The sequence below is a fragment of the Gemmatimonadaceae bacterium genome (assembly GCA_019752115.1).
GTDB lineage: Bacteria > Gemmatimonadota > Gemmatimonadetes > Gemmatimonadales > Gemmatimonadaceae > Gemmatimonas.
Genome location: JAIEMN010000016.1, coordinates 21,143 through 35,186 on the forward strand (window position 1 = coordinate 21,143; position 14,044 = coordinate 35,186).

The window sequence follows — 14,044 nt, forward strand, 5'->3', positions numbered from 1 at the left end:
GTTTCCTCCTCCTCAGAGGGACTATCGGCAGGTTGGGGCAGTAACTTTACCCGGCCCGCTTTCCAGTAATTGGATTGCGACGTCCCTGTCGCGGAAGTGACCCTGCACGCCCCTCTCCGGCGGCTGGTCCTTCGTCCGGTGGCACCGCCTGCGCGAGCTCGGGAAACCGGATATCCACCGTCGACTGCTCCACACCCGACGGTCCTTCTTTGGCAAACTGCACGGCGGCCCCGGTCGCCCAGGGGCCCCCCTGGTCCCGCGTAATCAGATGCGCCGCCCGCAGGCGGAGCTGTTCCACGGCGTCGCGCGCCTGACGGGCATCGGCCTCGTCAATGGCCTCGGCGGCTTCCACCTCCGCGAGGGTCTCGCGGAGAATGGCGTCGAAGGCGGCGTGCGGCGTCATGAATCGGATCACCGACGGAGGTCAACGAGCCGCGGCTGACCGGCCAGCGCATAGGCCGATCCGGCGTTCGAGGCGCGCTGCGCGTTGGCCAGCGCATCCCGCAGCGTGTCCACCCGCTGCGCCACCCGCGCCGCCAACTCCATCGTGGCGCGCTGCGAGGTCGCGAGCGCCTCGCAGACGGTCGCGATCAGCGCGTCGGCGTCATCCACCGCGCGCTCCGTGGCGGCCAGAAGCGGGTTGTCGGCGGTCGGCTTGGTGTACTGCAACACGGCCAGATGTTCGGCCAGGTCCTGCAGCATCTGGTCGCGCGTCTCGAGGAGCGCAAACAGGCGGTCGTCATCGAACCCGAGCGCCGCGTGGGCCTCGGCGGTGACGGCGTCCACTCCCGCGCAGACCGACAGCACCTGCTGGGCGGCGGCCCGTCGGGCCGCCGATCGCGTCAGGCTCGGAGGAGGTGAGGAAAGCATGGGGGACGCACTCAGGCGGTCTTGAGTTTGGCGGTGGCCATCTGGGCCGCAGCGCCGACAAAGCCGTCGCGCAGCTCCTTCGCGATGTTCACCAGCTTGCCCATCACCCGCAGATCACCGCGCGTCCCGATGTCCACGAGCTCGTAGAGCATGTAGACGTAGATGTCGGACAGCTGGTCGGCGAGCGCCCCGCCCTTCTCGAAGTCGAGCGTGGTCAACAGCTCCGTCACGAGATTGCGGGCCTTGCGGAGCGAGACCACCCGCAACTCGATGTCCTTGCGTTCCATCGCGATGCGCGCCCGGTCCAGCTGCACGACCAGCTGCTCGAAGACGATCACCAGGAGCTTCTCGGGCGAGGCGGCGTGGATCTCCATCTCGCGATAGCTCGCAGTCTGACTGGCGTATGACATACCGACGTGGGGCTTGAGGGATCAGAAACCGAGCGAATCGCTCACACTGTGGAGTATCGGCCGTCAGTTGTTGCCCTGAAGTCCCTTGATGCTCCCGAGGAAAGAATTGCTCTGCGATTGCAGCTTCGAGAGCGCCTCTTCCATCTTGGTGTACTGATCCACCAGCAGCGCGCGCTTGGCGTCGAGCTTCTTCTGCGCTTCGGCGGCCCGCTGATTCAGCTTCACCGCGTTCTGCGTCAGGTTGTTGATCGACTGGCTGATCGCGCCCACCCCGTACTGCTGCGCCTTGTCGGTGGCCGTCACGAACGCACCGCCAATGCCCGAGAAGCCGAAGAGCGCCGTGATTTCGTCCGGCTTGCCGTTGAGCGCCGTCTTGAACTTGCTGCTGTCGAGCGAGAGCCGACCGAACCGGTCGAGCGTCACGCCGGCGAGCGTGGCGTAGCTGTATGTGGTGTTCGACGAGACGTTGGTCCGCAGGGCGTCCGTGAAGCTGCTCACCACGCGGCGCAGGCCGCTGTTGGCGTACAGCACCGCATCGGTCTGCCCCTGCTCATCGTAGAACTTCCGTACCGCATTGTAGGCGTCCACGAACGTCTGCACGGCCTTGGCCGCACCGTCGGTATCGCGCCCCACCGTCACGTCCACCGTGGTGCCCGGTTCGCTGCTCACCAGCGACAGCGTCACCCCGCTGATGGCGTCGGTGATGGTGTTCGTCGTACGGGTGTACGTGGTACCATCGACATTGACGATGGCATCCTGGCCGGTCTGCAGCTGCCGCGCGCGACCGGCCACGCTGACGCTGCTCGCCCCGAGCGAGCCGGTGGTGCCATCGGCGCGCGTGATCGACATCGTCATCGACAGGCGCGATGACCCGCCGGTGCTGTCGGTGAGGCGAATGGCGCCATCGGCGCCGATCGACGCCGTCGCCGGGCGCGTGCCGCTGCCGAAGCCGGAGGTCGCATCGTTGAGGCGATCGAGCAGCGTCTGCATCGTGTCGCCGTTCTTCACGACGAGGCCGATCGTGACGGCGGTCCCATCACCACGCATCCCGCGGATGTTGATCGCGTCGCCGACCGCGAGCCCGGACGCGACACCGCCCACCTTGATGCCGGCCAGCGCCGTGCTCGCCGTGGCGATCGCATTGCTGCCATCGGTATACGCCGCCGTGGACACGGTCTGGCGCACGTCGCCCGTGCTGCCGGCCGCCATGCCCAGCGCATCGATGACGGCCTGCGAGTTGGCGTCGTTCGGATCGGCCGCCACGTTGCCATCGACCACGAGCCGGAAGCGCGTCTCGTCACCGTAGGCTTCGGACTGCACCGACGCCGAGCCACCGGCCGCATTGATGCGGGCCGCGATGGCGGAGATGGACATGGTGGCCAGGTCCACCGTAATGAGCTGACTCCCGATGCGGATGCTCGCCGGGGGCGGACTGACATTCAGCCCCATGGCGATGGCGGCCGCCTGCACTGCCGAGGAGATGGGCTTCGACCGACTGTCGAGGAACCCGAGCTCCCGCGCGGCGCCACCGGTACCATCGGTAATCGCAAGACCGGACGAGCCGGCGGCATTGGCCGTGAGCACCAGGTGCCCCGCGGTGCCGCCATCGCTCACCACCGAGGCGGTCACCCCGGCGCCGGCGCTGTTGATCTTGTCGCGGATCGCGCTCAGCGAATCACTCGCGACGATCGAAATCGTTTTGCCGTTGACCGTGAAGTCACCGGTGAGGCCGCGGGCAGCGGCCGTGTCGGCGGTCACGCCGCCACTGATCTTGGCCGTATCGGCCAGCTGCAACACTTCCACGCGGTACTGGCCCGGCGTGGCCGTGGTCGAGGCGGCGGCGTTCAGCAGCGTGCGCGACGTCGTCGGGCTCGCCGGCACGGTGGCCGTATAACCGCCAAAACCGGTCGTGCGGAGGGCCCGCGCGGCCGTGTTCAAGGTATCGACCAAGCCATTCAGCGTGGTCCACGCTTCTTTTTGGGCCTTCTCCTGATCGAGCCGAGTGTTGATCGGTGTCAGGATGCGGGCTTCGTATGCCTTGATCGTGGAGTCGACGATGTCGCCCCACTGAATCCCGCTGGAAAGACCACTGACGCCCAGCCCGGTGCTGGTCGTTGTCGAAGTTGTTGTCGACGCCATGGGTTACCTCACCCGAGTCGTACTAAGGCGGTACCCCGAGGCCGGCGTTATCGCCGACCTCGGGGCCGATCACCACGTGCTACCTACCGTCAGGCTTAGCGGAGGAGCGAGAGAACGTTCTGGCTGCTCTGGTTCGCCTGCGAGAGCATCGCCTGCGCGGCCTGCGTAAGGATGCTGTTCTTCGTGTAGGTCGCCATTTCTTCCGCCATGTCGACGTCACGGATGGTCGACTCGGCCGCCTTCACGTTCACGACCGCCGACTTCAGGTTCTGCACGGTGTAGTCCAGACGGTTCTGGCCGGCACCGATGGCCGCGAGGGCCGAGTTGACCGTGTCGAGCGCCGTGTCGGCGTTCGCCAGCGAGGACGAGCCCGAGAGCGACGTGAGCGTGAAGCTCGCGTCCACCGAGAACGAGCCGTTGGTCGAGTTGTCAGAGACCTGGAACGAGAGGTTCGCGAAGACGTTCGTGCCCTGGAAGTTCGAGTCCGCCTTGATGCGCGTCGCTTCGTTCTGCAGGGTCGTGATTTCGGTGCCGATCGTGCCCGTCACCGAGGCGTTGCTGCCGCTCGCCGACTGCACGAGCAGTTCCTTCTGACGCTCGATGATCTTCTGGATCGTCTGAGCGGCACCTTCGGCGATCTGCAGCATCGCGTTGCCCTGCTCGGCGTTCGAGGCCGCCTGCGTCAGCGAGCGGCTCTGCGTGCGAAGCTTGTTGGCGATGGAGAGACCGGCCGCGTCGTCAGCCGCACGGCTGATGCGCAGACCCGAGCTGAGCTTCCGCATGCTGTTCTCGGTCGCCATGTTGTTGACGAACGCGTTGCGGGAAGCGACAAGGGCGCCGACGTTGGTGTTGATACGCATACTGAATATCCTCCGTGATATGAACGCTGAGGCTTCCGTGCCTCGTCCGGATCCGACTATCGAATCGCGGTCGCTGTACAGTGTCGGAGGAATGACGCAGAACTTGAGCGCCGGGTCATTTTCCGGGCCGATTTCTCACACCACGCGCCCCGCTATCACGACCTCGGCGCGAGTCGTTACGCGCGGTGCCCGATGCGCGTCTCTGCGCTGTGACTAGCCCGCTCGTCCAGCACCTGACGGCCGGCCTCGCCGCGCTCGAACAAGGCGCGTACGCCGAGGCGATCCGCGCCTTCTCCGCGGCGCGGGCCCAGGCGCCACACGATGCCGCACTGGCGCTCGCGCTGGCGAACGCGCAGCGCCTGGGCGGGCGCGTACCCGACGCCCGCGCCACCCTCACGGGCTTCGTGCAGAGCGATGCCGAGGTGTCGGTGGCCGAGTGCTACGAGTTGGGCGCCGCCCTGCTCGAAGCGGGGGCCCCACAGGAAGCGATCGAGTGCCTCGAGGCCGTTCGCGCCCAACGGCCGCAGGACCCGGCCGTGATGAATGTGCTGGCCGGGGCGCGTCGGGCCGCGGGTCAACCGGCCGCGGCCTGGCCCCTCTGCGAGGCGGCCCTCGCGCGCGATGCCACGACGGCTGCATTCCGCCTCACCGCCGCGCAGGTCCGCCACGAACTCGGGGATCTCGCGGGTGCCCTGCACTGGCTCGACGAGGCCGAGCGGCTGCGCCCGAACCACAGCCCCACGCAGCTGCAGCGCGCCTACACGCTTCTATTGAAAGGCGGCGGCGCCGATGCGTCGGGGTGGGCCGCGTTTGAATCCCGCTCCCTCCCGGAACCGGCGACCGCGGCTAAGGCGTGGCACGGTGAACCACTCGCCGGGTGCAGCATTCTGGTCACCGCCGAGCAGGGCGTCGGCGACCAGTTCCAGTTTGTGCGCTTCGTCGCGCGCCTCGCCGAGCAGGGCCCGAGCCGGGTGGTCGTGCAATGCCATCGCGATGCGGTGACGCTGCTGCAGGCCAATGGCCTCGAGGCGATCGCGCGCGATGCGTCGCCCCCCGAGACCGACTGGCACGTGCCGATGCTCTCGCTCCCTCACCGCCTCGGGCTGGGGACGGCGGTGGATGGGGCGCGGGTACCCTATCTGCGCGCGCCGGGCGCGCCCCTCCCCCCGCGTCGCGCGTCGCGACGACTGGGGCTGGTGTGGGCCGGCAACCCGGCCTTTGTGGGCCGCGCCACGCGCGATCTGGACGCGGCGCTCCTCCCGCAGCTGGGGGAGATCGCCGACGTCGAATGGATCGGCCTGCAGGTCGGTTCGGCGCGCGCATCCGCTCCAGACTTCGTCAGTTTTGTTTCAGAGTCCTATTCATGGCTTGATAGTGCGTCGGTATTGGCTTCTCTGGATGGCCTCGTCACGACCGATACCGGCATTGCACACCTGGCGGGCGCCATGGGGGTCCGCACCTGGGTCCTCCTGCAGCACATCCCCGATTGGCGCTGGGGGACCGCTGGCGCGACGTCATCCTGGTACCCCTCGATGACGCTGATCCGCCCCGACGGCTGGAACGACTGGGCGAGCGTGCTGCGCCACCTGCGCACCGCTCTCGCCGCGCCCTGATCAGCGGCGCCGTGCGACCAGGGTGGCCACGGTGACCGTGCTGCCGCCCACACGACGGGCCAACCGCGGGCGCCAGTGCGCCGGCGCCTGCTCGGGGAGGGTGGCCAGCAGCACCCCATCACTCACACCGTCATCGAAGCGACCGATGCGCCGCACCCCAGCATCGGCCAGACGCGCGTCATCACCGAATGTGGACGCCGGCAGCCACAGGGCATGCGCGCCACCGCCGATCTGCACCGACGTCGCCACGGCGAGCATGCCCCCGGGGGCGAGCCGCGCGGCCAGCTGTCCGATGAGCCGCAGCGTATCCGTCGCCGTGGCGTAGCGCGCAAGATTCGGGCACACGACCAGATCGTATGGCGCCTCACCCGTCGCGACCGACGGCGACCACACCGTGGTGTGGGTCGTCGCACTCCCCCACGGACGCCCGACCGCCTGCGCCATCTGCTCAGTGGTCGGACGCTCACGATCGGCGACGACCAGCGTACCCACCTGGTGCGAGAGCGCGACCAGCAGCGGTTCGCTTGCGTGCCCCAGCGCGAACGCACGCGTGGCGGGGCGCAGCACGCCAGCGGTACTCAGCGCGTAGGCGAGCTGCCCATCGCGCCACGCGACCTCATGGCGCGCGTAGTAGTCGGTGCCGTGTCCTTCATGCAGCACGCGCGCCGCGGACGCGGCCCACCGCGCATCATCCCACGCGCGCGGCTGACAGACGCTGCTGAACGCCAGCGCGCCACGCCCTTCGTCACTCGGCAAGGCACACGTGGCCCGACGCGCGCGCCGCAGCGCATCCAGCCGCGCCAGCGCACCCGTCGCGCGCCCGTAGGTCTCCTGATCGCCATTCCCCTGCGCTTCCGCTGCCGTCTGCTGCAGCAGCCACTGCACGGCCGGCGTACCGGCCAGTCCGGCTTCGTCATCGGAGAGCGACGCATGCATCAGACGCGCGAGATCGTGCAGCGCGCTGTGCAGCTCGGTGCGCAACAGCGGGCCGGAACGCCCCAGCGCTGCAGCCAACGCCTGCCGCAACGGTCCGAGCGGCTCTGGCACCGGACGGAGCGGCACCCCCTGCGCGTCGAGCGCACCCATGGCCCGCCACTTGGCCGCCAGCATCTGCTGATTGGCCAGCGATCCCGCCACTCGCTCCGGACGCAACGCGACGCCGGAGCCATGTTCGTGGTGCCACAGCTTGGGGCTCCGCACGCGCTGCACATCCCACCCGGCGTGCAGGGCGCGGATGCAGTAGTCGTCGTCTTCGTGCCAGAAGCGCCCGAGCGACTCGTCGAAGGTGCCCACGGCGCGCGCGGTGGCCCCGCGCACCCAGAAGCAGCACCCCTGCACCGTGTCGCACGGCGCCGAGGCGTTCGTGTGCTCCGCCAGAATGTCGCGCCAGCTCTCATGCACACGCATGGAGAACGCCCAATGCCCGGCCACGCCGAGGCGCGGCTGCTGCGCAAATGCCTCGAGGAAGGGTGTTTCCCAGCCCGGCCCCACCTCGATGTCGTTGTCGAGGAAGACGAGCAGATCCTGATCACCCAGCTGCGGCGTGAGCTGATGGAAGAGATGATTCCGGCCGCCGCTCACCCCGAGATTATCGGACCGCAGCTCCACGTGAATGCGGGGATCGTCGAGCGCCGCCAGCCAGGCCGGCGTGGCGTCGCTCGACGCGTTGTCCACCACATACGCTTCCCACGGCGCGGTGGTATGCGCGCGCAGGGAATCCAGACACCGCTGCGTATGATGCAGCCCGTTGTGGGTCAGAATGCCAATGCGCAGGGGCGCCGATGTGGACATGCCGACCGTGATGCTCAGGCGATGGCGCTCAGCGCCGTGAGCAGCGCATCGGCCGCATGCTCCCAGCTGAACTGCATGGCCGTGGCAATGCCGGCCTCATTGCGCACGAGCGTGCCCACCTGACGCGCCGTATGCACGTCACGGAGATGTTGGACCAGCTGCTCGTGCTGTCGCGCGCCCCACGCGGCCCACTGGCCCATGACGCGCCCCTGATGCGCCGGCTCCAGCCCATCCACGTCGATCAGCCGCGCGTTCGCCGCCGTGAGGAACTCCGTGTGCGCCGAGTAGTTCGTGGCGATGACCTGCTTGCCCATCGACAGCAGTTCGAGCGCCTCGAGGTTCCACCCCTCGGCGCGCACCGCAAAGACACCGCAGTCCGCGGCGGCCATCTGCGTCGCGACCTCGCGCTGCGTTGGCAGCTCCTGGGTGATCAGCGTGATGCGCGATGCCATCGGCGACCGCCGGAACGGCATCAGCATCACATCGAGATCGGCCTTGCTCACGAACGGATTCCCGCAGACGAGCACCAGGCGCACGGCATCCTGCGGCGTGAAGGCGGCCTCGAACGCGCGCAGCAGCTCGAGCTGCCCCTTGCGCGGCTCCAGCTTGCCGACCTGCAGGAACACAGTGTCCTGGCTGCGCGCTGCCGGGGCGACGCCCTCATGGAAGATGGCACGATCCACGCCCAGGGGCACGACGTGCACGGGCACGCTGATGCCATTGGCGCGAATCACCTCGCGCCCCCACTGCGAGCAGGTGATGATCGCGTCCTGCTGCTCCAGATGGTGCCGTTCGCGCGGCGTGAAGGTATCGAGTTCGAAGATGGTGAAGCCCACCTGCGGACCACGGCCGACATGGAGCGCCAGATCGAACTGCTGCGACAACCGCACGCTGGGCACGTCGGGGCGATACGCCTCCTGACGCACGAGCGCCTCGCGCAGGCGTGGATTGTCGAGCAGGGTGGCATCGACGGGGCCGAGCGGGAAGAACGTCACGGGGATCTGCCGCTGCTGCAGCGCGCGCAGCAGGTGCGAGGCCGCCACGCCGTAGCCGGTGCGGCTGTGCGGGGCAATGAACGAAAAGCCGTCGCGCACCGCGTTCCACGCCGTCGCCGACGCGATCACGCCAACCGCCGCATTCGCCGCCGGCGCCGCGGCGGTTGCCGTCGCCGTGGCGTCAGACGCCATCGCCACCGCAATCACCGTGCTCATCGGCTGACCGGTGACCGGCAGCAGCACGACCTCGCCGTCCTGCTCGGCGAGCGCATGCGGCACGAAGCCGCAGGCGGCGAGCAACGCGGCCGTCTCGGCCCACACGCTGTCGGCGGCGGCATCGCTGACGCAGATCGCCACCACGCGGCCCGCGTCGATCAGCGGGCGCAAGCCGGTCGTACACCAGATGACCTGCGCCGCGCTGCTGTGCACGAAGACGCGGCCGTCCGATTCGAGACGCGCGTCGATCGACGCGCACAGCTCCGCCGGATCCTGCACATCGATGTCTTCGACCCAACCGCCAGCGTCCGCGGCGGCGTCCTGCAGCAACTGCACGGTGTCGAGATCGAGCCCCGCGACAAACACCGCCGGTGATCCGTTCGGCGCGGTGGCCGCGCTGAGGGCCACCACGCCGATCCCCGGATCGAGATCGAGCAGCGCATCGCCGGTTTCCAGCTGCGCATCGAGAAAGACGCGCGTTTCAGCCTGCACGCCGCCGTCGGCTTCCAGCGCCTCGATGGTCGCGCGCTGCGGGTGGTCACCGGCCACGGGAATCTGGAAGCGCGGCGTTCCCTGCGCATCAACCTGGGCACTCGGAATCGGCATCACGATCGAATTGGACATAGCTCGGGGTGTCAGTGGCCGTTAGGCCGACCGGCGGAGAGAAGAAGTCGCCTCGGCAGCGAGGCGGAGCAGCGCACGAACCTGCGGATTCCAGCCGCGTCGCACCATCTCGCGCGACGCCGCCAGTGCGCGCGACCGAGCGGCCGCGCGGTCCTGATAGACCTGTTCCAGCGCCTCGACCAGATCATCCACGGCCACTTCGCCCCAGCCCTCGGTGCCGCGCAGCGTCGCTGGCGCACCGGTCAGTGGGCGATCGGCGGCGAGTGGAAGACACCACTCGGGCCGCGCCATATCGGTTTGACCGGTATTGGCCGCCACGATGGCCGGCACGGCCGACGCATGGCATTCCAGCAGCGCGCGCGAAGGCTCCGCCTCGGCGCGGCTCGCGAAGACGGCGACATCGACGCCACTCAACAGCGTCGGCATCTGGGAGTTGGCAATCAGACCGACATCGACCACGCTGTCGGCCGGGATGCCCTGGGCTTCGAGCCACGGCACGATCTGCCACAATCCGCCACGCAGATCGGGTAACTCACGATCGGTGGTGAGGCCGCGGAACGGCGTCGCCATCTCGGGAATCGGGTGCTGCCACGCGGTCACCAGCAACGCGTCCGGATGACGCGCGCGGAAGGCCTTGAAGGCGGCGAGCACCAGGTCCTGACCTTTGCGCCAGTCGAGGCGCGCACACGACCAGATGACGAAGCGTCCCGGCGCGAGCGCGGTATGGGGGCGCGGCTTGAAGTGCGAGACATCCACACCCGCGTGCCACTCGCGTACGTTGGTCAGCCCAGCGCTCTGCAGCAGCGCGGTCTGCCATGCCGACCCGGCCAGCAGCGCGTCATGGGCGCGGCCGCGCGTGAGCGTTGCCGCATCACACGCCGTGTCGGTCAGCGCCGCGATCCCCAACTGGTGGGCAAAGCGTCGCGCCTGCGACGCCGGATAGCTGCGCAGCTGCGCGCCCAGAAAGCGCAGCAGCGTGGCATTGATGGGTGCCGTCGAGGGCTGGGCCCATTCGGCAAGACGCGCCTGCCGCTCCGTATAGAGCTGGCGCACCCGCACCTTGTCCGCTTCTTCGAGATAGGCCACGCTCGCACTCGGCGGCAGCAGCGGGATCACGCTGCCGGGCTGCTGCCGGTGCGCCTCGAGCGCGAGCATCAGCGCGGTGAGCTCCTGCCCGACATGCAGCCCCGGGGGCGCATCGATTGCCAGACGGACGGATGGAGTGGACATCAGGCGACCCTCCGGAGTGTCCGGGTGCTGCGCGCGTGGACGGCCCGCTCGACAAGACCCAGCCACTGCCGGCCTTCGTGCTCCCAGGTAAAGCGCGACGACACGGCGGCCGCCCGTTCGCGGAACCCGTCGATCGAGTTGGCGAAGAAGGCATCGATCGCTTCGGCGAAGTCCTGCGGCGTGGCGAGATGCGCGTTGATCCCGACCCCGAGGTCACCAACGAAGCGACGCAGTTCCGGGCCGTGCGATGCGAGGATCGGCAATCCGACCGCCAGGAACTCGTACAGCTTATTCGGCGAGACGAGCCAGGTGTTCATGTCCGAGTGCGGATACGGAATGATCCCGGCGTCGGCTCCCACCGTCCACGCCAGCAGCTCCGCCGCCGACTTCTCGGGAATGAAGTGCACCCGCGAGCCGAGCAGGCCAAGCGCTTGCGCCCGTGCCTTGAGTGCGTCACCCACCGCCGAGCCCTTGCCCATGAAGGCCAGGACCACATCGGGATTCGTGACGCGCGCCATGCCGTCGACCAGTTCCTCGAGATTGCGGCTCCCGGCGAGGTTGCCCTGATAGAGCAACACCCGCTGCTGCGGTGTGGCGCCCACGAAGGCGCGCAGCGGGCTCTCCTCACGAGACACTGCCCCGCGATGCCGCGTGCTCGGACAGTTCAGCACGGTGACCGGGCGCTGACACTTGTACTTCATCGCCATCAGGTCGGCGATGCTGTCGTTCACCGTGACGATCACATCGGCGTGCCCGATGAGCGACCGCTCGAGCTCCTCGAGTGCCGCCGACGCGCCCTTCGTGAAGGGCTGCGACGGATAGAACTCATGCGCATCGTAGATGAGCGCCGCACCGTGAGCGCGCGCGGCGAGAATCCCGGCGGGGAGCTGCGGTAGATCGTTCGCGATGATCACTTCGCACGGGAAGGCGAGCGCCGCGGCCAGCAGTCGCTGATGCTGATTGAACGTGCGGCCGGCCGCCTGCACGGCGGCCAGCTGCGGATCGCTTGGCTCCTCGGGGAGTCGGTCCGCCGGCACCCACGACCCCATCAAGCGGAAGATGGGGACATCGGGATAGCTCGTCTCGTCGGCGAGGTCACCCGGCGGGGCCGCCGCGATGACCAGCGTGGGCCAGCCGGCTTCGGTGAGCAGGCGGGCGCCGTCGAGAATGCGTCGATCGACGCGATCGTCGGTGCACAGGTGCACCACGCGGTAGCGATTCGTCAGAGGCATGGGAGGGTCAGGCGGCGAGTGCCACCGACTCCGCATCACGGAATCGGCGCAGCCACCACTCGAAGCAGAGGAGCGACCAGATGACGAGGCGGTGATTCACACGCCCCGAGACATGTTCATCGAGCAGGGTCTGCACGCCGGCCGGCTCGAGAAAGTCGTAGAGCCGGGTGTCGCGACGGGCGAGCAACGCGCGGATATAGTCGATGCTGCGTCCGCGGAACCAACTGCCATCGGGCGCCGAGAAGCCCTGCTTCTTGCCCTTGGCGTACTCGGCCGGCATGTACCGGGAGAACGCCTGTCGCAGAATCAGCTTGCCATCACCCGTTTCATTGAAGTACTTGTCGGCCTTCGCGCCCGGCGTGTTCTCGTCGAAGCGGACGATCGAATCGACGTGCTTGAGCTTGAACTTGACCGGCACGCGCAGCGCAAAGTCCACCAGATCATTGTCGAGGAAGGGCACACGCGTTTCGAGCCCGTGCGCCATCGACAGCTTGTCCTCCACGAGCAGCAGCCCGGGGAGGAACGTCGACAGCTCGAAGTAGAGCGAGTGATTGACATAGTCGTCGGGCCCCATGGTGAGGAACGAGCGACGACGAAGGACATTGCGGAACGCCGCCTCGGGCGGATGCTGCTGCAGCGCCTGCTGCAGCACGGGGCGGAAGAAGCTGCTCCGCAGATGATCCGGCACGAGGCGCTGCCAGTACGCGTAGTACTTGTCGAGATACTGTGCCGCATCGTCATTCTTCACCGCGCGATAGTAGCGCCACGGGTAGCCGGCGAAGATCTCGTCACCGCCGGTCCCGGCAAGCACCACCTTCACGAAGCGGGAGGCGAGGCGCGACACATAGTAGTTGGGATAGCTCTGGCCCACGCGCAGATCTTCGAGGTGCCAGACCAGCTCGGGGAGAATGCGCTCCATGTCGCCGGCCTTGAGCACGACCTGATAGTGCTCGGTGCGAAACGCATTGGAGAGCATCTCGGCCTTGGCGCGCTCGTCGAAGCCCTGCTCGATGCCGGAGGCCGACGACACGTCGAAACCGGCGGTGAAGCTCTTCACATTCGGCAGGCGGCTCGCGGTGACGCAGGTAATGGCGCCCGAGTCGATGCCACCGCTCAGATACGTGCCAATCTCGACGTCGGCGCCGATCTGCCGCGTCACCGCCTGACGAAAGAGCCGGTCGAGCTCCTCGACATACTCCGGCGCACTGACGCCGGTTTCGTGCTTGAATTCGTAGTCCCACCAGCGCCGGACCTTGAACGAGGACCGGTCGCCGAGCTGCAGCGTCGCGCTGTGCGCACGCGGCAGCAGATGGACGCCGTCGAACAGCGTCTGATCGCTGAAGACGTTCTGGAAGGTGAAGTACTCGCCGAGGGCGGCCGTGTTCACGGTCACGCGCATCGCCGGATGCTGCAGCAGCGACTTGATCTCCGAGCCGAAGAGCAGCGTGTCGCCACGCCAGGCGTAGTACAGCGGCTTCACGCCAAAGCGATCGCGGGCAAGGAAGACGGTGCCGTCCTGCACATCGTAGAGCGCAAAGGCGAACATGCCGTTGAACTTTTCGACGCATTTGGGGCCCCACACCCGCCAGGCCTCGAGAATCACCTCGGAGTCCGTCTGCGAGCGGAAGCGCGCGCCCTGCCGTTCGAGCTGCTTGCGGAGCTCGCGCCAGTTGTAGATCTCGCCGTTGTACGTGAGCACGTACCGCTCATCGACCGACAGCATCGGCTGATGACCTGCCGGCGAGAGATCCAGAATGGCGAGTCGCCGGTGGCCGAAGCCGACCCCATTGGCTGTCCAGACCCCCGATCCATCGGGTCCTCGATGGCGCACGACGTCCGTCATGGCCCTGACGAGGTCAGGGGCCACGGGTGTGCCGTGCACATTGATGACACCGGTGATGCCGCACATGGCGAATCGAGGGCGAGAGGGGACGGATGGGCGTAGTGATTCGCCGAAGTTGAGAGCAGGATCCGTGCCCAACGCTAAGCCGTTGCAATACAAACATTTACCAAACATTGAGCTTCGGCGACCGGCAGCTTTTTCCCGTTTCGTCGGGGGGTCGG

Annotated in this window: 11 protein-coding genes; 1 reads left to right on the top strand and 10 read right to left on the bottom strand. The window is 67.9% G+C overall.

Annotated elements, in window-relative coordinates:
- Positions 1-46: 46 nt before the first annotated feature.
- From K2R93_07020 to K2R93_07040, 5 genes are all read right to left on the bottom strand, one after another.
- A complete protein-coding gene (locus K2R93_07020) occupies positions 47-403 on the bottom strand; it encodes a hypothetical protein (GenBank protein MBY0489577.1) in 357 nt (118 codons plus the stop codon).
- 8 nt (positions 404-411) lie between these two features.
- Complete coding sequence (locus K2R93_07025; protein MBY0489578.1) at positions 412-870, bottom strand: hypothetical protein; 459 nt, start codon at positions 868-870, stop codon at positions 412-414.
- Between the two features lie 11 nt (positions 871-881).
- Entirely contained in the window at positions 882-1,280 is a 399-nt protein-coding gene (gene fliS / locus K2R93_07030; GenBank protein MBY0489579.1) for a flagellar export chaperone FliS, read from the bottom strand.
- A gap of 63 nt (positions 1,281-1,343) precedes the next feature.
- Positions 1,344-3,419, bottom strand: coding sequence for a flagellar filament capping protein FliD (gene fliD, locus K2R93_07035; GenBank protein MBY0489580.1), 2,076 nt, complete (start codon positions 3,417-3,419; stop codon positions 1,344-1,346).
- Positions 3,420-3,514: 95 nt separating this feature from the next.
- Positions 3,515-4,279 (bottom strand): hypothetical protein, encoded by a 765-nt coding sequence (locus tag K2R93_07040; GenBank protein MBY0489581.1) that lies wholly within the window; start codon positions 4,277-4,279, stop codon positions 3,515-3,517.
- A 209-nt stretch (positions 4,280-4,488) separates the two neighbouring features.
- On the opposite strand from K2R93_07040, the gene K2R93_07045 reads away from it, so the two are divergent.
- Positions 4,489-5,892 (top strand): tetratricopeptide repeat protein, encoded by a 1,404-nt coding sequence (locus K2R93_07045; GenBank protein ID MBY0489582.1) that lies wholly within the window; start codon positions 4,489-4,491, stop codon positions 5,890-5,892.
- On the opposite strand, the gene K2R93_07050 is transcribed toward K2R93_07045, so the two are convergent.
- From K2R93_07050 to asnB, 5 genes are read right to left on the bottom strand one after another with little or no spacing between them, the layout of a single operon-like run.
- Positions 5,893-7,683, bottom strand: a complete 1,791-nt coding sequence (locus K2R93_07050) for a glycosyltransferase family 2 protein (GenBank protein MBY0489583.1) — start codon at positions 7,681-7,683, stop codon at positions 5,893-5,895.
- Positions 7,684-7,697: 14 nt separating this feature from the next.
- Positions 7,698-9,518 carry a glycosyltransferase family 4 protein gene (locus K2R93_07055; protein ID MBY0489584.1) on the bottom strand — a complete coding sequence of 607 codons (1,821 nt, stop codon included), beginning with the start codon at positions 9,516-9,518 and terminating at the stop codon, positions 7,698-7,700.
- A 21-nt stretch (positions 9,519-9,539) separates the two neighbouring features.
- The gene (locus K2R93_07060) at positions 9,540-10,748 is read right to left on the bottom strand and encodes a hypothetical protein (protein ID MBY0489585.1); all 1,209 of its coding nucleotides are present in this window, start codon (positions 10,746-10,748) and stop codon (positions 9,540-9,542) included.
- On the bottom strand, positions 10,748-11,980 hold the full coding sequence (locus K2R93_07065) for a glycosyltransferase (protein MBY0489586.1): 1,233 nt from the start codon (positions 11,978-11,980) through the stop codon (positions 10,748-10,750). The genes K2R93_07060 and K2R93_07065 overlap by 1 nt, the downstream gene beginning before the upstream one ends.
- Positions 11,981-11,987: 7 nt before the next feature.
- Complete coding sequence (gene asnB, locus K2R93_07070) at positions 11,988-13,889, bottom strand: asparagine synthase (glutamine-hydrolyzing) (protein ID MBY0489587.1); 1,902 nt, start codon at positions 13,887-13,889, stop codon at positions 11,988-11,990.
- Between the last annotated feature and the right edge of the window lie 155 nt (positions 13,890-14,044).